Source organism: Macrococcus sp. DPC7161, from assembly GCF_004117835.1.
Taxonomy (GTDB): domain Bacteria; phylum Bacillota; class Bacilli; order Staphylococcales; family Staphylococcaceae; genus SDSC01.
Window position 1 is genome coordinate 1 of record NZ_SDSC01000013.1, and the last position, 19,523, is coordinate 19,523.

The window sequence follows — 19,523 nt, forward strand, 5'->3', positions numbered from 1 at the left end:
TCATAGCCATTATTTCCATCTTTATATTCTTTAATAAGTCTTAATTTAAAATCAAGTTCATGCTTTTTATTCAAAATAAACACCCCTAAAGTTGAATTTTAAGGTTCAACTTTAGGGGTGCACTTCAAAACCCAGCTTTTTTATTTGCAATCATTTCATTTCCAATACAATTTGATTTATAATAAATGGATGAACATTTGGAGGGAAACACAATGAAATGTATCGTTGGTTTAGGGAACATCGGTAAGAAATATGAAAATACAAGACATAACATCGGCTTCATGGTCGTTGATGCATTTATAGAAAAGCACAATATTGAATTAGATAAACAAAAATTCAAAGGAAATTATACGGTTGCGACAATCAATGGTGAAAAAGTATTATTCATTGAGCCAATGACTTACATGAATTTATCAGGTGAAGCGGTTCGACCTTTAATGGATTATTATAAAGTGGATGTGGATGATTTAGTCGTTTTATATGATGATCTAGATATGCCACAAGGTAGAGTTCGTATTCGACAAAAAGGTTCAGCAGGTGGCCAAAACGGTATGAAATCAATTATTCAACATTTAGGATCACAAGAATTCAAACGTATTCGTTTAGGTATTGGACGTCCTGTTGGCAGACAACCGGTTCCTGATTATGTGTTACAAAAATTTAGTAGTGAAGAAATGATTACTATGCATAAGGTGATTGATCATACAATCGAAGCACTCGAGTTATTTATATCAGGTGAAAAGTTCGAAAATGTTATGAATCAATATAATGGTGATGTATGAAAACTTTATTAGAACGCATCATTGTTCAAGATGAACGTTTTAAAGAAGTGGATGCAGCAGTTAGTAAGAAGCATTTTTTACTAACTGGTTTAAATCCATCAAGTAAAGCGGTCATGCTTGCGCAAATTTATAAAAAGCAAAATAAGCAAATGCTTATCGTAACGAGTAACTTGTTTCAAGCTGAGAAATTAGAACAAGATTTAATGCAGTTAATTGATGAGCAAGAAATCTTTAAATTTCCTGTTCAAGATATTATGATTGAAGAATTTTCAACGAAGAGTCCAGAATTAATGCAAGAACGTATCCGTTCGTTAACCCATTTGGCTAAAGGTCATAATGGGCTATTTATCGTTCCGATTAATGGATTGAAGAAATTGATTCCATCAAAAGAAATGTATTTGAAGTATGCAATTGATTTCAAAATTGGTGAAGAGATTGACTTTGAAGGTGTGATTCAAAAGTTTATTGATATGGGCTATCAAAAGACAGAACGTGTGACTACATTAGGAGAGTTTTCTGTTCGTGGTGGTTTAATTGATATTTATCCAATGATTGGCGATCCTGTACGTATTGAATTGTTTGATACAGAAGTAGATGGGATACGTTATTTTGACGTTGAATCTCAACGTTCATTAAATAATATAGAACACGTCTCAATTGAGATGGCAAGTGAGTATATATTTAATGCACATCATTTAGAAAATATTCGCAATGGCTTAACAAAAGCTTATGAAAAAACGCATAAAAAGTTATCTAAAGAAGGTCAAGAAAGCTTAAAAGATACATTTGATACTTTGATGATGAATACAGGTGAATTGTTAAATCATAATGTATTACGTCGAGCAATTAAATTTGCTTATGACGCTGAAACGACTATTGGTGATTATTTCAATGAAGATACGATTGTTATGATGGATGAGTTTAATCGTATTAAAGAGGCTGAAAGTACCATTCATAAAGAAATGAATGAGTTTCAAACGTCACTTATTGAGTCAGGACGTGGCTTTATAGGACAAAGTTTTGTGAAAGAAAGCGCATTAGATGATGTATTGAATCGATTTAAAGTCGGCTTTATGACATTGTTTACAGCAAGTATGCCAGTAGAGATTGAACAAATCTTTAAGTTTTCTTGTAAACCTGTTCAGCAATTTTATGGCCAATATGATTTAATGTTCTCTGAGTTTGATCGTTTGCGTAAGCAAGATTTCTTTATCATCGTTCTTGCGTCAAATGACACAAGAAAGCAAAAAATCAATCAAATGCTTCAAGATATGAAAATGCCAGTCACTTTCGATGAAAATCGTATGACACCAGGTCTATGTGTGATTGCAGCAGGCGATTTATCTGAAGGCTTTGAATTGCCATTTATGAAACTTGCAGTGATTACTGAAAGAGAATTGTTTAAAGCGCGTAAAGAAAAACCGAAACGTACTAAAAAATTATCCAATGCAGAAAAAATAAAGTCTTATCAAGAATTGAATGTAGGAGACTATGTTGTCCATGTACATCATGGTGTTGGCCGTTATTTAGGTGTAGAAACATTGTTTGTTTCTAATATGCATAAGGACTACATTAAGATTCAATATAAAGGCACAGACCAACTGTTTGTACCCGTTGATCAAATGGATTTAGTACAGAAGTTTGTTGGTTCTGAAGACCGTGATCCGAAATTAAATAAACTCGGCGGAACAGAATGGAAAAAAACGAAAGCCCGTGTTCAAAAGAACGTCGAAGATATTGCGGAAGAATTATTAAAGTTATATCAAGAACGTGAACGTGTTGAGGGTTATCAATTTGGTCCGGATACTGAAGAGCAAGATAACTTTGAAATGGATTTCCCATACGAACCAACAGATGACCAAAAGCAATCTTTAATTGAAATTAAAGAAGATATGGAAAAACCAAAGCCGATGGATCGTTTATTATGTGGGGATGTTGGTTATGGTAAGACAGAAGTTGCGATTCGTGCAGCATTTAAAGCAGTGTTAGATGGAAAACAAGTCGCTTTCTTAGTGCCGACAACCATTTTAGCGCAACAGCATTATGAAACGATTAAAGAGCGTATGCAAGATTATCCTGTAGAGATTCATATGATGAGTCGTTTTAGAACGAAAAAAGAAGTCGATGAAACGAAAAAAGGATTAAAATCTGGTTTCGTAGATATCGTTGTAGGCACACATAAATTACTTTCTAAAGATGTCGTTTATAAAGATTTAGGATTGTTAATTGTGGATGAAGAGCAGAGATTCGGCGTGACGCATAAAGAAAAAATTAAAGCATTAAAAACAAATGTGGATGTACTCACACTTACAGCAACACCGATTCCTAGAACATTACATATGAGTTTATTAGGTGTCAGAGATTTGTCTGTCATTGAAACACCACCTGAAAACCGTTTCCCAGTACAAACGTATGTACTAGAGTATCAACACAACTTTATAAAAGAAGCGATGGAACGTGAATTATCTCGTGGTGGACAAGTGTTCTATTTATATAATCGTGTTGCTACAATTTATCAAAAGGCAGAGCAACTTGAAATGATGATGCCAGATGCACGTGTTGCAGTAGCGCATGGACAAATGACAGAGCGCGAATTAGAAGAGACAATGTTAGGCTTTATTAATGGAGAAACGGATATTTTAGTGACAACAACCATTATTGAGACAGGTGTCGATGTACCGAACGCCAACACATTAATTATTGAGGATGCAGATCGTTTTGGTTTAAGTCAGTTGTATCAATTACGCGGTCGCGTTGGACGTAGTAGTCGTATCAGTTATGCTTATTTCTTACACGCACCAAATAAAGTGCTGACTGAAGTGGCAGAACAAAGATTACAAGCCATTAAAGAGTTTACAGAGTTAGGATCAGGATTTAAGATTGCAATGCGCGATTTAAACATTCGCGGCGCAGGTAATTTATTAGGTAAACAACAACATGGCTTCATTGACTCTGTCGGTTATGACTTATATTCAGAAATGTTACAACAAGCAGTAAATGAAAAACGCGGTATTAAAGAAGAGATACAAGCACCTCAAATTGAAGTGGATTTAGAAGTCGATGCTTACATACCAAGTGATTATATCCGTGAAGAACAGTCAAAAATAGAGTTTTATAAAAAGTTAAGAGCTGTTTCAACACATGAGGCGTTGTTAGATATACAAGATGAAATGTTAGATCGTTTTGGGGAATATCCAGAAGCGGTCGATTTATTGTTGAAGATAGTTGAAATTAAAGTAAATGCTTTAATGTTTGGTATAACACAATTTAAAGATGGTAAAAAAGAAGTAAGTTTCACTTCAAGTGAAAAAACAGCTAAAAATATTAACGGTGAACGTCTGTTTAAAGCAGTAGAAAACTATGGACGTAGTTTAAAAATAGAATTTAGAAATGACATATTGGTGTTTACGCTAAAGAAAGATCCGAACTGGATGAGTACTTTAGTACAATTAACACACGATATACAAGAAGGAATTATCATTAATGAAGAAGAATAAAAGTGCATTCAATGCGGTAGTCTTGTTAACCGTAACAATGTTAATCGTCAAAATATTAAGTGCAATATACCGCGTACCTTACCAAAATATTTTAGGTGATACGGGGCTCTATGCATATCAACAAGTGTACCCCATTGTTGCTATTGTATCAGTATTATCGTTAAATGCGATTCCAAGTGCGATCAGTCAAAACCATTATCAAAAGCAAACAATCAAACGATTATGGATTTTTTTACAAACGACAAGTATCATTCTGTTACTATGTAATATATTGTTTAGTTCAATCATTGCGAAGCTCATGGGAGACGCGCATTTATCATCTATGTTGCAAATAGCAAGTCTTGTATTGTTGCCATTCCCGATAGTTGCACTAATGCGTGGTCAACTTCAAAAGCATCATGATATGGAAACTATAGCGAAAAGTCAATTGATTGATCAAGTTGTACGTGTATCGACCATTATGATTGCAATCGTATTATTTGTACATCAAGGATTAACGATTTACCAAAGTGGTGCCATTAGTATTTTTGGTTCTATGTTAGGTATTTCGAGTTGTTTAGTGTATTTAGCGATTAAAAAAGTTTCGATTTATCCAAAATTGTCAGCAATAGGAGATACAGAACCATTTCGAGCAGCCTTAAAAGGGTTTATCACACTATCGTTATTTTATAGTTTAAGTTATTTGATTTTAATATTATGGCAAGTCGTGGACAGCTTTACAGTGATTAATATGTTAAAGCGTTCTATGTCGTTGCATGATGCACGTATTCAAAAAGGCATTTATGACCGAGGAAGTTCTTTAATTCAAATCGGCTTAATTGTGACGACAAGTTTTTCGTTAGTGTTGATTCCATTATTATCTGAAAGTAAACAAAAATGCCAATTCGGCTTAATGAATGACTATGCATCAAGTGCACTGAAAATCACCATCATATTTGCAACGGCGGCATCAGTAGGACTCATGAATTTGATGGTACCTTTTAATATTTTCTTATTTAAAGGTGGTGAAGGTTCGGTGAGTTTAGTCATTTACATGCTATCTATTATATTTGTTTCAATGATAATGATGTATACAGGAATGCTCCAAATATACAATCGATATCGTATACAGTGTATTGCTGTTGGACTTGGTTTAGTTGTAAAAATTATTATGAATGTTTTATTAATTCCTTCATTACAAATTAATGGTGCAAGTATTGCAACAGTATCAGGGCTTGCGGTTTATGCGTTCGTTTTACAAATGCAAATTCAACAGTTATATACTTTAAAGTGGCGATATTTCATTGTGAGATGGGGGTTAACTTTATTATTAATGAGTGCCATCATTCAAATGGTATTACTTATTCCTTATTCAGGTAGATCAGGTGCATTTGTCATTGCAATGATTGGTGTAATTGTAGGTATAAGTGTGGTTGTATATGCTATGATAAAGATGAAAATCATTACAGCAAGAGAGTGGCATCATTTACCGTTTGGGCATGTGATGATTAAATTAATGAGAGAGTGACATGATGAATAAGATAACAATTATAGGGTTAGGTAATTATGGTATTGATGAGTTACCATTAGGAATCTATAAAAAATTATTAAACGCAAAAAAAATATATGTACGTACTTTGATGCACCCAGTTATAGAAGATTTGAAAGAAGAATCAATTGAATGGATCAGTTTTGATGAAGTTTATCAAAATAATGACGCTTTTTCTAACGTTTATCAAACGATAGTTGATCAATTAAAGGCTGCTGCTAAAAATGAAGATATTATTTACGCAGTACCAGGGCATCCAATGATTGCAGAAACAACAACGGAACTACTTATTCATGATGATACCGTGAAAGTAGAAGTCATTGGTGGAAAAAGTTTTATAGATGATATGTTTACAGCAGTGCAATATGATCCGAACAATGGATTTCATATGTTGGATGGCACAGACTTAAAACAAGAAACAATCAATGTAAGATTAGGTTTGATTGTGACACAAGTCTATGATCAAATGGTTGCGAGTGATGTAAAGGTGACATTGCTTGAAAAGTACCCTCCAGAACATCAAGTAGCGATTGTTACAGGTGCCAAAAGTGGTATCGCTAAAGTTGAATGGTGCCCTTTGTATGAAATGGATTATGCATTTGAATTGTCTAACCTTACTTCTCTATACGTACCTAAAGTTACAGAAGAAAAAGATTTATATGGAGACTTTGATTTGTTGAATCAAGTAATGGATAAATTGGTATCTGAAGATGGATGTCCATTTGACCGTGTCCAAACACATGAATCGTTAAAACGTTACTTAATAGAAGAATCTTATGAGTTGATGGAAGCGATTGATCATCAAGATGATTTACATATCATTGAAGAATTAGGCGATTTGTTATTACAAGTAGTATTACATGCTGCAATCGGAAAAAAAGAAATGATGTTTGATATTAAAGAAATTGTAGTGGGCATTACAGATAAAATGATTAGACGTCATCCACATGTGTTTGGAGATGCTAAAGTAGGAAATATAGATGAATTGATGACCGTGTGGAATAAAGAAAAAGAAAACGAAGGAAAAGATTTAACTCGAGTAAAACAAGAGAAAATCTTTGCAGATGTCTTCTTAAAGCTATATGATTTAGTGAACAATGAAAATAAAACTTTAAAAATGGCACTTAAAGAAGTAGAAGGTGAATTAGATGAGGCTTGATAAATATTTGAAAGTATCGCGTTTAATAAAACGTAGAACATTGGCAAAAGAAGTAAGTGATCAAGGACGTATTACGATTAATGGTCATGTTGCAAAGGCGTCGAGTACGGTCAATGTAGATGATGAGTTGGTAATTCGTTTAGGTCGTAGTATCATTACGGTAAAAGTAACAGATTTGAAAGAACATGCCACAAAGGACAATGCTAAAGGCATGTTTGAAGTGATTAAAGAAGAAAAGATAGAAGCAACATTCTAGGGGTGAAGGTATGGCGGATAACATTCGAAATATGGATAATGAGTATATTCAACAAAAAAAGAAAGCGCGCCGCATCCAACAAAAACGTACTCAAGTCATCAAGCGTCGTATCACAGTATTTGGTGGCATTCTTTTAACAATTCTTTTAGTATTGTGTTTGCTTCTTGCTTTTCAAATGCATAGTAATCATCAATTGAAGCAAGAACAAATAGCAAAAGAACAAGAACTTGAAAAGTTAAAAGATAATGAAATTGCACTTAAAGAAAAGTTGAAGCAACTCAATAATAAAGAGTACATCACTAAAATAGCACGCAGTGAATATTTCTTAAGTAATGATGGTGAAATGATTTTTAAAATGCCAAAAGAAGATAAAAACAAAAGTGAGTAATGCATCTTAAGCATCGTGTACATTGAAAAGTTGTAAAAATGTGCTAGGAGTCATATAATATGTGTAATAGCAAAAAATACCGGGAGGATTTAGTAATCATATGTCAATTGAAGTAGGAAGTAAGTTAAAAGGTAAAGTTACAGGGATCAAAAATTTTGGAGCGTTTGTTGAATTACCGAATGGTAAAAGTGGCTTAGTTCACATTAGTGAAGTTGCTGATAGTTACGTTGAAAATGTAGCAGAACATTTAAACATTGGCGACGAAGTTGACGTGAAAGTATTAACAATCGGAGACGATGGCAAAATCAGCTTATCGATCAAAAAAGCAAAGGATCGCCCAAAAAGACCTGTAGCACCTAAAGTAGAGAAGAAGCCAGAGGATTTTGAAAAACAATTATCTAATTTCTTGAAAGACTCAGAAGAAAGACTTACTTCAATTAAACGTCAGTCTGAATCTCGTCGTGGTGGCCGTGGCGGTAGACGCTAATATTCATTGTCTCATGAAAATGGGACAATTTTTTTATTTTGAGGTGGCAAATGGAAATTAATGTAGATGCGAAAGTGGTAGGTGTTTGCGTATCGGGTGGCGTGGACAGTATGGTTCTTTTAGATATGCTTAGAAAGAAAGATATGATTGTTCATGTATTGCATGTTCATCATGGACTAAGAGCACAATCAGACGATGAATTAGAAATGATTCGCACGTATTGTCAAAAGCATCAACTTTCACTATGGACAAAACGTATTGATAAAAATCAATTTAGTAAAGATAAAAGTATTCAACAAGAAGCAAGGCAATTACGCTATACTTTTTTTAATGAAATTGCATTAAAGCAAAACTTGGAAATGCTATGCACTGCACACCATAAAGATGACCAGCAAGAAACAATATTATTTAGATTGTTAACAGGTAGACTACATCAACCATTAGGCATCGAATCACATCGAACAATTAATGGAGTCCGTTACTATAGGCCCCTCTTAAATATAGATAAAGCAACGTTATACGATTATGCTGAACGAAATAATGTACCTTTTTATGAAGATGACTCTAATAAAGACATCAAATACGATAGAAACTTTATTCGTAATGAAGTGGTGCCACTCATTTCATCGAGATTTGACATCGATCATATTAATGAGTGGATGGAATGGCATCAATCTGCACGAACATTAATAGAACAACAAAGTGTGGCCTTTTCTACTGATGAGAATGAACTCAGTAGAACACAATTAATAAAGGCGCATCCTTTAGTACAACAAGAAGTGCTTAGGAAATGGATTAGTACTTTTACAGAAAAATATGATATCAGTACAAAATTTTTAATGGCTTTATTACAGGTGATTCAAACGAACGGGAACAAAGTGATTCCTGTGAATGATAATTGGCATATTTATGTACTGTATGATAAATTGATAATACGAAATAATAATCAAAACCATATAACTGAAATGCATTTGTCATTTCCAGGGAAATATGATTTCAATGGCTATTCCGTTATTTACGAAGGGCATGAGCATATCGTCTTAAGAACCAAGCAAGATGGTGATAAAATAAAGATTAATAATCAACACCAAAAGGTTTCAACAATCTTAAAAGATAATAAAGTGCCTGTTTACGAACGTGAGCGCATGCCATTAGTAGTTATTCAAGATGAGATTATTAAAGTAGGACATATTAAATCAAATCAACACCCAATCAATAAAAAGATGATTATAAATAAGGAGAATTAGAAATGCATAACGATATTGGTAGTATTGTATTAACTGAAGAACAAATTCAAGCGGCGTGTGAACGTTTAGGTAAGGAAATTACTAAAGATTATGAAGGTAAATTTCCTTTATGTGTAGGTATTTTAAAAGGATCTGTATTATTTATGGGAGATTTAATTAAACATATTGATACACATGTTGAAATGGAATTCATGGATGTATCAAGTTACCATGGTGGTACTGAATCAACAGGAGAAGTAAAAATCTTAAAAGATTTAGGTGTATCTGTTGAAAACCGTGATGTTATCATCATTGAAGATATTTTAGAAACTGGAACAACTTTAAATGCGATTAAAGATTTACTGGCTTATCGTAAAGCGAAATCAATTGAAATCGTAACTTTATTAGATAAACCTTCAAAACGTAAAGTAGACATTGAAGCGAAATATGTTGGTGAAAAAATTCCTGATGACTTTGTTGTAGGATACGGATTAGATTATCAAGAAAAATACCGTAACTTACCATACATTGGTTTGTTAAAAGAAGAAGTTTATACAAAGTAATAAATGTAAGATGCAATTGAATAAACAATATTTTGCATAATGTATTGTTTAAAGTTCAATTAGTAGATACATTATTGTAGATATGGTAAAATTTTTGAGAGTTTGTAATGAGTAGGAGGAACGTTAATGCAAAAGGCTTTTCGCAGTATTTTAATGGTAGCCTTGTTAGCAGTTGTTATATTTGGTATATTTTCTTGGATTAACGGTAGTGGCACATTACCTAAACAAATGACATATACAAAGTTAATGACCGAGCTAGATAAAGGGAAAGTTAAAGAATTGACTTTAAAACCTGAACAAGGTGTATATTTGGTTAAAGGTCAATTAAAAGGCGCAGATAAAAATGAAACATTTACATCTGTGATTATGTACAACAATACGAAAGATTTAGAAAAAGTAACAAAAGTCGCGAATGATCAAGATTTAAAGTTTGAGATTTTGCCAGCAGATAAAGAAAACGTCTTTTTAAGTATGTTATCAACATTAATACCTATCTTAATTTTAGCGTTCTTATTTATTTTCTTTATTTCACAATCACAAGGTGGCGGTGGTGGCGGCCGTGTGATGAACTTTGGTAAGAGTAAAGCGAAGTTATATGATGATAAAAAGAAAAAAGTACGTTTTACAGATGTAGCGGGTGCTGATGAAGAAAAAGCAGAATTAATTGAGATTGTTGATTTCTTAAAAGATAATCGTAAATTCAAAAAAATGGGTGCACGTATCCCTAAAGGTGTTTTATTAGTTGGTCCTCCAGGGACAGGTAAAACTTTAATCGCAAGAGCAGTAGCTGGAGAAGCGGGGGTACCATTCTTCTCAATCAGTGGTTCTGACTTCGTAGAAATGTTCGTCGGTGTCGGTGCGAGTCGTGTACGTGATTTATTTGAAAACGCTAAGAAAAATGCACCATGTATCATTTTCATCGATGAAATTGATGCTGTTGGTCGTCAACGTGGTGCTGGTGTCGGTGGTGGACATGATGAGCGTGAACAAACATTGAACCAATTGTTAGTTGAAATGGATGGTTTCGGTGAAAATGAAGGTATCATTATGATTGCCGCAACAAACAGACCTGATATTTTAGACCCTGCATTACTTCGTCCTGGTCGTTTCGACAGACAAATTCAAGTAAATGCACCAGACGTTAAAGGTCGTGAAGCAGTATTACGTGTACATGCTAAAAACAAACCTTTAGATGAAACGGTAGATATTAAAGCATTAAGTCAACGTACACCTGGTTTCAGTGGTGCCGACTTAGAAAACTTATTAAATGAAGCGGCTTTAGTTGCTGCACGTCAAGGTAAAACTAAAATCGATATGCGTGACATCGATGAAGCGACAGACCGTGTAATTGCAGGTCCAGCGAAGAAATCACGTGTGATTTCAGAAAAAGAACGCAACATTGTGGCATGGCATGAAGCAGGGCATACGATTATTGGTTGTGTGTTAGATGAAGCAGAAATGGTTCATAAAGTAACAATCGTGCCGCGTGGTAATGCAGGTGGTTATGCGATGATGTTACCGAAACAAGATCGTTATTTCATGACAAAACCTGAATTATTAGATAAAATCGTTGGTCTTTTAGGTGGACGTGTCGCTGAGGAAATTACTTTTGGTGAAGTATCAACAGGTGCACATAACGACTTCCAACGTGCAACGGGTATTGCTCGTAAAATGGTTACTGAATATGGTATGAGTGATAAGCTTGGACCTTTACAATTTGGTCAATCGCAAGGTGAAGTATTCTTAGGACGCGACATGGGTCATGAACCAAACTACTCTGACCAAATCGCTTATGAAATTGATTTAGAAGTTCAACGTATTATTAAAGAAAGTTATGAGCGTTGTAAAGAAATCTTATTACAACATCAAGATAAATTAGATTTAATTGCGAAAACATTATTAACAGAAGAAACGTTAGTAGCAAATCAAATCAATGAATTATTTACTAAAGGTACATTACCAGAAGTAAATTATGATGATTCTCATCTTTACCATCTGAAAGAAAAAACTGAAGATAAAGCAGGAAGTTCTTATGAAGAAGTTAAAGAAGAATTAGAAAACAAAGGTGACGATACATCTGTTCAAAGTGAACAAGAAGCGGATCCTGAAGTTGACCGTTTAGATAAAGGTAAATTTTAATAATTAAAATCGAGAGCTTGAGCCTTTAGGCTTCAAGCTCTTTTTAAAAGGAGTACAGCAATGAAACAAGATTATTTAGTAAGAGCTTTAGCATTTAATGATGAAGTACGTGCATTTAGTGTACGCACAACAAACACAGTAGAAGAAGCTAGAAGACGACATGATACATGGCGTGTAGGAACAGCTGCTTTAGGAAGAACGATGACAATCGGTGCAATGATGGGTGCAATGCTTAAAAATGAAGAAAAATTAACTATCACGATTAATGGTGGTGGACCACTTGGACAAGTGGTAGTTGATGCAAATGCAAAAGGTGAAGTGCGTGGATATGTTCAAAATCCTCATGTAGAAGTTGAATCGATTCGACCAGGAAAAATGAATGTTGGTGCTGCAGTTGGCGCAAATGGGTATTTAAGTGTCGTAAAAGATATTGGCATGCGTGATTATTTTACAGGATCAACGGAATTACATAATGGTGAGATTGCTGAAGACTTTACATATTATTTTGCAAATAGTGAACAAGTACCTTCAGCAGTAGGATTAGGTGTATTATGTACACCAGAAGAAACAACAGAAGCTGCAGGTGGTTTTGTTGTTCAATTAATGCCGGGTGCGAGTGAAGAAACAATTTCAAAGTTAGAAGAACGTATCGCTAATTTAACACCTGTATCGACTTTAATTGATAAAGGATTATCTCCAGAACAAATTTTAGAAGAAGTACTTGGTGAAGACAATATTCGCTTTATTGATAAAATGGATGTTTCATTTAAATGTAACTGCGGTCGTGAGAAGTTCTTAAATGCGATTAAAGGTTTAGGTGAAGCTGAAATTGATAGCATGATTAAGGAAGATCACGGCGCTGAAGTTGAATGTCATTTCTGCCGTGAAAAATATGTATTTACTGAAGCGGACTTAATTGCACTAAAAGCTGAAAAGGCATAATAAGGCAATTATTTTGGCCTACTCATTGAATTTTGATATAATTAATCCGATATAACCAGTCAGTATAATATTGCGCTAAAGGAGTAGTTTATATGAGAGTGAATAATGTAACAGAATTAATTGGGAACACACCATTAGTAAAATTAAATAAAGTGGTACCTGAAGGTGCTGCAACGATTTATGTTAAATTAGAATATCAAAACCCAGGCTCATCTGTTAAAGATCGTATTGCAAATGCAATGATTACAGATGCTGAAAAGACAGGGAAAATTAAGCCAGGCGATACGATTATCGAACCAACATCAGGAAACACTGGTATTGGTTTAGCGATGGTAGCAGCGGCTAAAGGTTATAAAGCAGTATTGGTAATGCCTGATACAATGAGTCAAGAGCGCCGTACACTATTACGTGCATATGGTGCAGAATTAGTGTTAACACCTGGGGTTGAAGGTATGAAAGGTGCTATTCAAAAAGCAATGGAATTGAGTGAAACGAATGGTTACTTTATGCCACAACAATTCGAAAATATGTCTAACCCAGAAATTCATAAAGCAACTACTGGACCTGAAATTGTACGCGATATGGAAGGTTTATCAATCGATGCATTTATTTCAGGTGTAGGTACAGGTGGTACTTTATCAGGTGCTGGAGAAATCATTAAAGCAAGTCACCCTAATGTGGATATTGTTGCTGTTGAACCAACGGATTCGCCAGTATTAAGTGGTGGTAACCCTGGACCACATAAAATTCAAGGTATTGGAGCAGGATTTGTTCCAAAAACATTGAATACAGAATTGTATTCAAGCATTATTAAAGTTTCTAATGATGATGCAATGGCTATGAGTCGTCGTGTAGCGAGTGAAGAGGGTATTTTATGTGGTATTTCTTCAGGAGCAGCGATTGTGGCTGCTATCGAAAAAGCAGTAGCGTTAGGCAGTGGAAAAAATGTTGTTGCAATTTTACCAAGTAATGGTGAAAGATATTTATCTACACCGTTATATGCAAATTTACAAAATTAATTCAATGTCGTAATTCGAATACAAGCCGAATGAAACGCAAAAGTCAGCAAATGATTTTTAGTTTTATTCGGTTTTTGTTGTTTCATATATTTGATATAATGACTTCATTACAAGTAGCGAGGGAAGAATCATGCACAGAGTTAAAATAATGGGAATATTAAACGTAACACCCGATTCTTTTTCTGACGGTGGTAAATATGATAGCGTAGAAAAAGCAATCGAAAGAGTAGAATCAATGATTTCAGAAGGTGTAGATATTGTTGATGTGGGTGGTTATTCAACGAGACCTGGGTATAGTGAAATCACTGTAGAAGAAGAAATTCGTCGAGTATTACCAGTTGTCGAAGCCATTCGAAAATATGATGTTATTATTTCTGTAGATACATTTAGAAGTGAGGTTGCAAAAGCAGTATTAGAAGTAGGAGCAGACATCATTAATGATCAATGGGCAGGCATGTATGATAAAGATATGTTTCATGTCGTTAAACAATACGATAAAGATATTATTTTAATGCACAATCGTGAAACGGAGATACCTGCTGATAAAGATGTTGTTAAAGAAATGAACGATGATTTATTGAAGCAAGCCGAGCTAGCGATGCAAGTAGGTATTTCCAAAGATAGGATTTGGTTAGATCCTGGTATTGGATTTGCGAAATCGAGACAACAAGAAATGGAAGTCATGAGACGTTTGTCAGAACTTCAAGTACTAGGATACAAAGTGTTAATCGCAACAAGTCGAAAACGTATGGTAAAAGAATCATTGCCATATGAAACAGCACCCGATGAAAGAGATGTTGCAACATTAGCAACAACAGTGATTGGCATGCAAGCAAATGTTGATGCAGTACGTGTGCATAATGTAAAGATGACACATGAATTTTTACATAGTTACGAAACGATAATGGGAGTTCAGTAAATGGATAAAATATTTTTAAACGGTATGAAATTTTATGCCTATCATGGTGTATTTGAAGCGGAAAAACAGCTTGGACAAGTTTTTATTGTAGACACAACTTTACATGTTGATTTAAAAGCTGCGGGAGATACAGATGATTTAAATGAAACGGTGCATTATGGCATGGTATATGAAGTGATAAAAGCTGAGATGGCAGTTCCTTCAGACTTATTAGAACATGTTGCAGAACGTATTGCGAATAGATTGTTAGCAGAATTTCAAAAGATTGAATCTTTAAGTATACGTATCACTAAGCAGAATCCACCGATTGATGGTTATTATGACGGTGTTGGTATTGAAATTGAACGAAAGAGGTAGTATAATGACTACTATTTACTTAAGCTTTGGGAGTAACTTAGGCAATAAGTTGGAAAATATAAGACAAGCACTAAAGTTGTTGAATGAAACAAATGGCATTAAAATAACAAAGGTTTCATCTATTTATGAAACAGCACCAGTGGGTGGCGTTGAGCAAGATTATTTTTTAAATGGTGTGTGTGAATTAGAAACAGAATTAACACCTTATGAACTTTTAGAAGCAATTCAATCGATAGAATATGCATTGAAGCGTGTACGAAAAGTTCATTGGGGACCACGAACATTAGATTTAGATATATTATTGTTCGAAGATACTGTAATGAATGAAGCAAGACTTACAATTCCACATCCATATATGCACGAACGTAGTTTTGTATTGATACCGATGAATGAAATTGCACCTGGTGTTACACACCCTGTGCTACATAAAACGATTAATGAGATGGTCTTTGAAGATAAAGATGTCATAAAGATAAGTGAGGAAGTTTAGTATGTGGAAAATTGGCGACATTGAAATTAATAATAAAGTCGTGTTGGCACCTATGGCGGGTGTATGTAACGCTGCGTTCCGTTTAACAGTAAAGGAATTCGGTGCAGGTTTAGTATGTGCTGAGATGGTTAGTGATAAAGCTATTTTATTTAATAACGAAAAAACAATGAAGATGTTATACATTGATGAAAATGAACGTCCATTAAGTTTACAAATTTTTGGTGGCGAAAAAGAAACATTAGTAGAAGCGGCAAAGTATGTGGATCAAAATACGACTGCAGATATTATCGATATTAATATGGGATGTCCTGTATCAAAAATCATTAAATGTGAAGCAGGCGCTCGTTGGTTACTGGATCCACCAAAAATTTATGAAATGGTTTCAGCTGTAGTAGAAGCAGTAAGTAAACCAGTTACAGTTAAAATGCGTATCGGTTGGGATGATGAGCATATTTATGCAGTTGAAAATGCGAAGATGATTGAGCGTGCCGGTGCTGCAGCAATTGCAGTACACGGTAGAACACGTGTTCAAATGTATGAAGGACATGCAGATTGGGACGTTATTAGACAAGTAAAAGAAGCGGTTAATATTCCTGTCATCGGTAACGGTGATGTAACGAGCCCTGAACTTGCGAAGAAAATGTTAGATGAAACGGGTGTAGATGCGGTCATGATCGGTCGTGAAGCATTAGGTAATCCCTGGATGATTTATCGTACAGTGCATTATTTAGAAACAGGCGAATTGATTCCTGAACCACCAATTAAAGAAAAAATGGATGTAGCAGTGTTACACTTAGACCGTTTAATCGATTTAAAAGGTGAAAAAGTAGCAGTAATGGAAATGCGTAAACATGCTTCATGGTATTTAAAAGGTATCCGTGGAAATGGTAAAGCACGTAAGTTAATCAATCAAGCCGAGACACGTGATGAATTAGTTGGTATACTAAGAACATTCGAACAAGAAGTAGAGCAAGAATTAAAACAAGCTGAAGGAGTGTAATAAATGACAGAAGAATTAAACGACCAAATGTTGGTACGTCGTCAAAAAATGCAAGACTTATTAGATTTAGGAATTGACCCATTTGGTCAAAAGTTTGTACGTACACAAACTTCTCAATCAATGAAAGAAGCATATGATCAATTTTCTAAAGAAGAGTTACATGAGAAAGAAGACGAAACAGAAGTGAGTTTTGCTGGTCGTATCATGACAAAACGTGGTAAAGGTAAAGCGGGATTTGCACATGTTAAAGATTTAGACGGTCAAATCCAAATTTACGTTCGTAAAGATGCAGTAGGTGACGAACAATTTGATTTATGGAACAATGCAGACTTAGGTGATATCGTTGGAATCACTGGTGTGATGTTCAAAACAAATACAGGGGAATTATCTGTAAAAGCGAAGTCATTTACTATGTTATCTAAAGCGTTACGTCCACTTCCTGATAAATTCCATGGACTTCAAGATGTCGAACAACGTTACCGTCAACGTTATTTAGACTTAATTACTAATGACGAATCAACAAAAACTTTTATTACACGTAGTAAAATCATTCAAGAAATGCGTTCTTACTTAAATAGTAAAGGGTTCTTAGAAGTAGAAACACCAATGATGCATACAATCGCTGGTGGTGCTGCTGCACGTCCATTCGTAACACATCACAATGCATTAGACATGGAATTATATATGCGTATCGCAATTGAGTTACACTTAAAACGTTTAATCGTAGGTGGATTAGAAAAAGTTTATGAAATCGGTCGCGTATTCCGTAATGAAGGTGTATCAACACGCCATAACCCTGAGTTTACAATGATTGAATTATATGAAGCTTATGCAGATTATAACGATATCATGGATTTAACAGAAGAGATGGTTGCACATATTGCTGAAAAAGTAACAGGTTCTACAACTGTAGAATATGCAGGCGAATCTATCGAATTGGCTCCGAAATGGAGAAGATGGCATATGGTTGATGCAGTTAAAGAATACACTGGTGTAGATTTCTATGAAGTTAAATCTGATGAAGAAGCACACGCACTTGCAAAAGAACACGGTGTAGAAGTAAAACCAAATATGAAATACGGTCATGTATTAAATGAATTCTTCGAACAAAAAGTAGAAGAAAACTTAGTACAACCGACATTTATTTATGGTCATCCAGTAGAAGTTTCACCATTAGCGAAACAAAATCCAGAGGATCCACGCTTTACAGATCGTTTTGAATTATTTATTGTACGCCGTGAACATGCAAATGCATTCACTGAATTAAATGATCCAATCGACCAAAAACAACGTTTCATGGCACAAATGGAAGAAAAAGCAGCAGGTAATGATGAAGCACATGAAATGGATGAAGATTACATCGAAGCATTAGAGTACGGTATGCCGCCAACTGGTGGACTAGGTATCGGAATCGATCGTTTAGTAATGTTATTAACAAACAGTCCATCAATTCGTGATGTATTATTATTCCCATACATGAGACATAAATAAAATTTATCAAATAAATGAAATCACTATAAAAATAGACCAGTTCATCTGGTCTATTTTTGTGCATAAATACAATGTAATAATGCTATTAAAATGTAGTTGTTAGACCTTTTAAAATGCGCTATAAAAAAATATTAAAAAAAGCAATTTTTTTTCGATAAATCTGTTGACTTTAATTTAGAAACCTAGTAATATAAAAAAGTCGCTTACAGCAAGTGACACAAACGAATCAAATCACTTGAAAATAAAGTTTTGAAAGTGTAAAATTTACAGTTGAAAACAATTTTTAAGTTGATATAATAAATAAGTATTCAAAATTTGTCTGGTGACGATGGCAAAGAGGTCACACCTGTTCCCATACCGAACACAGAAGTTAAGCTCTTTAGCGCCGATGGTAGTTGGTCTTACGGCCCGTGAGAGTAGGACGTTGCCGGGCAATATATAATGGAGAATTAGCTCAGCTGGGAGAGCATCTGCCTTACAAGCAGAGGGTCGGCGGTTCGATCCCGTCATTCTCCACCATTTTATATTATGCCGGAATAGCTCAATTGGTAGAGCAACTGACTTGTAATCAGTAGGTTGAGGGTTCAAGTCCTTTTTCCGGCACCATTTAGAGCCATTAGCTCAGTTGGTAGAGCATTTGACTTTTAATCAAAGGGTCAGAGGTTCGAATCCTCTATGGCTCACCATTCTAAATGAATATGCGGAAGTAGTTCAGTGGTAGAATACAACCTTGCCAAGGTTGGGGTCGCGGGTTCGAATCCCGTCTTCCGCTCCATTAAATAAATTAAATGCCGGGGTGGCGGAACTGGCAGACGCACAGGACTTAAAATCCTGCGGTAAGTGATTACCGTACCGGTTCGATTCCGGTCCTCGGCACCATTTAATTTTATTTTTTTGCGCCCGTAGCTCAATTGGATAGAGCGTTTGACTACGGATCAAAAGGTTAGGGGTTCGACTCCTCTCGGGCGCGTTTAATATACGGGAAGTAGCTCAGCTTGGTAGAGCACTTGGTTTGGGACCAAGGGGTCGCAGGTTCGAATCCTGTCTTCCCGACTTACTTTAATATGGGGGCTTAGCTCAGCTGGGAGAGCGCCTGCTTTGCACGCAGGAGGTCAGCGGTTCGATCCCGCTAGTCTCCACCATTAATTATATTAAAAATGAACATTGAAAACTGAATGACAATATGTCAACGTTAATTCCAATAATTTGAGTGAACTTAGTTCACTCCCAAAGAGTGATTGGCTTAACCAATCAAGAGCTTATATCAAGCAATCTTTCAT

General features: G+C 35.0%; 17 protein-coding genes, 8 tRNA genes and 1 rRNA gene. All 26 read left to right on the plus strand.

All coding sequences use genetic code 11. The features are described from left to right. Positions 1 to 212 precede the first annotated feature (212 nt). Positions 213 to 782 carry an aminoacyl-tRNA hydrolase gene (gene pth, locus ER639_RS11570; protein ID WP_129065918.1) on the plus strand — a complete coding sequence of 190 codons (570 nt, stop codon included), beginning with the start codon at positions 213 to 215 and terminating at the stop codon, positions 780 to 782. After that, the gene (mfd, locus tag ER639_RS11575; protein ID WP_129065919.1) at positions 779 to 4,279 is read left to right on the plus strand and encodes a transcription-repair coupling factor; all 3,501 of its coding nucleotides are present in this window, start codon (positions 779 to 781) and stop codon (positions 4,277 to 4,279) included. The genes pth and mfd overlap by 4 nt, the downstream gene beginning before the upstream one ends. After that, positions 4,266 to 5,786, plus strand: coding sequence for a polysaccharide biosynthesis protein (locus ER639_RS11580; RefSeq protein ID WP_129065920.1), 1,521 nt, complete (start codon positions 4,266 to 4,268; stop codon positions 5,784 to 5,786). The genes mfd and ER639_RS11580 overlap by 14 nt, the downstream gene beginning before the upstream one ends. Before the next feature lies 1 nt (position 5,787). After that, entirely contained in the window at positions 5,788 to 6,966 is a 1,179-nt protein-coding gene (locus tag ER639_RS11585) for a MazG nucleotide pyrophosphohydrolase domain-containing protein (protein ID WP_129065921.1), read from the plus strand. Then, complete coding sequence (locus ER639_RS11590) at positions 6,956 to 7,222, plus strand: RNA-binding S4 domain-containing protein (protein ID WP_129065922.1); 267 nt, start codon at positions 6,956 to 6,958, stop codon at positions 7,220 to 7,222. Before ER639_RS11585 ends, ER639_RS11590 begins: the two co-directional genes overlap by 11 nt. A 10-nt stretch (positions 7,223 to 7,232) precedes the next feature. Continuing rightward, positions 7,233 to 7,610, plus strand: a complete 378-nt coding sequence (locus tag ER639_RS11595; protein ID WP_129065923.1) for an FtsB family cell division protein — start codon at positions 7,233 to 7,235, stop codon at positions 7,608 to 7,610. Positions 7,611 to 7,710: 100 nt separating this feature from the next. Next, a complete protein-coding gene (locus ER639_RS11600) occupies positions 7,711 to 8,097 on the plus strand; it encodes a S1 domain-containing RNA-binding protein (protein ID WP_129065924.1) in 387 nt (128 codons plus the stop codon). Between the two features lie 50 nt (positions 8,098 to 8,147). Next, complete coding sequence (gene tilS, locus ER639_RS11605) at positions 8,148 to 9,344, plus strand: tRNA lysidine(34) synthetase TilS (RefSeq protein WP_129065925.1); 1,197 nt, start codon at positions 8,148 to 8,150, stop codon at positions 9,342 to 9,344. 2 nt (positions 9,345 to 9,346) lie between these two features. Continuing rightward, entirely contained in the window at positions 9,347 to 9,886 is a 540-nt protein-coding gene (gene hpt / locus ER639_RS11610) for a hypoxanthine phosphoribosyltransferase (protein ID WP_129065926.1), read from the plus strand. A gap of 126 nt (positions 9,887 to 10,012) precedes the next feature. Then, positions 10,013 to 12,025: an ATP-dependent zinc metalloprotease FtsH gene (gene ftsH, locus ER639_RS11615; protein ID WP_129065927.1), complete on the plus strand. Its 2,013-nt coding sequence runs from the start codon at positions 10,013 to 10,015 to the stop codon at positions 12,023 to 12,025. A gap of 60 nt (positions 12,026 to 12,085) precedes the next feature. Further along, complete coding sequence (hslO, locus tag ER639_RS11620) at positions 12,086 to 12,967, plus strand: Hsp33 family molecular chaperone HslO (protein ID WP_129065928.1); 882 nt, start codon at positions 12,086 to 12,088, stop codon at positions 12,965 to 12,967. A 92-nt stretch (positions 12,968 to 13,059) separates the two neighbouring features. Beyond that, on the plus strand, positions 13,060 to 13,986 hold the full coding sequence (gene cysK / locus ER639_RS11625; protein WP_129065929.1) for a cysteine synthase A: 927 nt from the start codon (positions 13,060 to 13,062) through the stop codon (positions 13,984 to 13,986). Between the two features lie 130 nt (positions 13,987 to 14,116). After that, entirely contained in the window at positions 14,117 to 14,905 is a 789-nt protein-coding gene (gene folP, locus ER639_RS11630) for a dihydropteroate synthase (protein WP_129065930.1), read from the plus strand. Further along, entirely contained in the window at positions 14,906 to 15,262 is a 357-nt protein-coding gene (folB, locus tag ER639_RS11635; protein ID WP_129065931.1) for a dihydroneopterin aldolase, read from the plus strand. A 4-nt stretch (positions 15,263 to 15,266) separates the two neighbouring features. After that, the gene (folK, locus tag ER639_RS11640; protein ID WP_129065932.1) at positions 15,267 to 15,752 is read left to right on the plus strand and encodes a 2-amino-4-hydroxy-6-hydroxymethyldihydropteridine diphosphokinase; all 486 of its coding nucleotides are present in this window, start codon (positions 15,267 to 15,269) and stop codon (positions 15,750 to 15,752) included. Between the two features lies 1 nt (position 15,753). After that, entirely contained in the window at positions 15,754 to 16,752 is a 999-nt protein-coding gene (gene dusB / locus ER639_RS11645; RefSeq protein ID WP_129065933.1) for a tRNA dihydrouridine synthase DusB, read from the plus strand. A gap of 3 nt (positions 16,753 to 16,755) precedes the next feature. Next, complete coding sequence (gene lysS / locus ER639_RS11650; protein WP_129065934.1) at positions 16,756 to 18,243, plus strand: lysine--tRNA ligase; 1,488 nt, start codon at positions 16,756 to 16,758, stop codon at positions 18,241 to 18,243. A gap of 318 nt (positions 18,244 to 18,561) precedes the next feature. Next, positions 18,562 to 18,676: ribosomal RNA gene (gene rrf / locus ER639_RS11655) — 5S ribosomal RNA — on the plus strand. A gap of 10 nt (positions 18,677 to 18,686) precedes the next feature. After that, a tRNA-Val gene (locus tag ER639_RS11660) sits at positions 18,687 to 18,762 on the plus strand. An 11-nt stretch (positions 18,763 to 18,773) separates the two neighbouring features. Further along, a tRNA-Thr gene (locus tag ER639_RS11665) sits at positions 18,774 to 18,849 on the plus strand. 4 nt (positions 18,850 to 18,853) lie between these two features. Next, a tRNA-Lys gene (locus ER639_RS11670) sits at positions 18,854 to 18,929 on the plus strand. Between the two features lie 14 nt (positions 18,930 to 18,943). After that, positions 18,944 to 19,018 (plus strand) — tRNA-Gly (locus ER639_RS11675). A 15-nt stretch (positions 19,019 to 19,033) separates the two neighbouring features. Beyond that, positions 19,034 to 19,122 (plus strand) — tRNA-Leu (locus ER639_RS11680). A 17-nt stretch (positions 19,123 to 19,139) separates the two neighbouring features. Beyond that, positions 19,140 to 19,213 (plus strand) — tRNA-Arg (locus ER639_RS11685). A gap of 9 nt (positions 19,214 to 19,222) precedes the next feature. Next, positions 19,223 to 19,296, plus strand: a tRNA-Pro gene (locus tag ER639_RS11690). Positions 19,297 to 19,309: 13 nt separating this feature from the next. Further along, a tRNA-Ala gene (locus ER639_RS11695) sits at positions 19,310 to 19,385 on the plus strand. Positions 19,386 to 19,523: the final 138 nt, after the last annotated feature.

What these genes read in the sequence shown, in the direction of transcription:
- folK (WP_129065932.1), top strand. Translation starts at nt 15,267, where the DNA reads ATGACTACTATTTACTTAAGCTTTGGGAGTAACTTAGGCAATAAGTTG.
- lysS (WP_129065934.1), top strand. Translation starts at nt 16,756, where the DNA reads ATGACAGAAGAATTAAACGACCAAATGTTGGTACGTCGTCAAAAAATG.
- ER639_RS11590 (WP_129065922.1), top strand. Translation starts at nt 6,956, where the DNA reads ATGAGGCTTGATAAATATTTGAAAGTATCGCGTTTAATAAAACGTAGA.
- ER639_RS11580 (WP_129065920.1), top strand. Translation starts at nt 4,266, where the DNA reads ATGAAGAAGAATAAAAGTGCATTCAATGCGGTAGTCTTGTTAACCGTA.
- folP (WP_129065930.1), top strand. Translation starts at nt 14,117, where the DNA reads ATGCACAGAGTTAAAATAATGGGAATATTAAACGTAACACCCGATTCT.
- mfd (WP_129065919.1), top strand. Translation starts at nt 779, where the DNA reads ATGAAAACTTTATTAGAACGCATCATTGTTCAAGATGAACGTTTTAAA.
- ER639_RS11585 (WP_129065921.1), top strand. Translation starts at nt 5,788, where the DNA reads ATGATGAATAAGATAACAATTATAGGGTTAGGTAATTATGGTATTGAT.
- cysK (WP_129065929.1), top strand. Translation starts at nt 13,060, where the DNA reads ATGAGAGTGAATAATGTAACAGAATTAATTGGGAACACACCATTAGTA.
- ftsH (WP_129065927.1), top strand. Translation starts at nt 10,013, where the DNA reads ATGCAAAAGGCTTTTCGCAGTATTTTAATGGTAGCCTTGTTAGCAGTT.
- ER639_RS11595 (WP_129065923.1), top strand. Translation starts at nt 7,233, where the DNA reads ATGGCGGATAACATTCGAAATATGGATAATGAGTATATTCAACAAAAA.
- folB (WP_129065931.1), top strand. Translation starts at nt 14,906, where the DNA reads ATGGATAAAATATTTTTAAACGGTATGAAATTTTATGCCTATCATGGT.
- hpt (WP_129065926.1), top strand. Translation starts at nt 9,347, where the DNA reads ATGCATAACGATATTGGTAGTATTGTATTAACTGAAGAACAAATTCAA.
- hslO (WP_129065928.1), top strand. Translation starts at nt 12,086, where the DNA reads ATGAAACAAGATTATTTAGTAAGAGCTTTAGCATTTAATGATGAAGTA.
- pth (WP_129065918.1), top strand. Translation starts at nt 213, where the DNA reads ATGAAATGTATCGTTGGTTTAGGGAACATCGGTAAGAAATATGAAAAT.
- ER639_RS11600 (WP_129065924.1), top strand. Translation starts at nt 7,711, where the DNA reads ATGTCAATTGAAGTAGGAAGTAAGTTAAAAGGTAAAGTTACAGGGATC.
- tilS (WP_129065925.1), top strand. Translation starts at nt 8,148, where the DNA reads ATGGAAATTAATGTAGATGCGAAAGTGGTAGGTGTTTGCGTATCGGGT.
- dusB (WP_129065933.1), top strand. Translation starts at nt 15,754, where the DNA reads ATGTGGAAAATTGGCGACATTGAAATTAATAATAAAGTCGTGTTGGCA.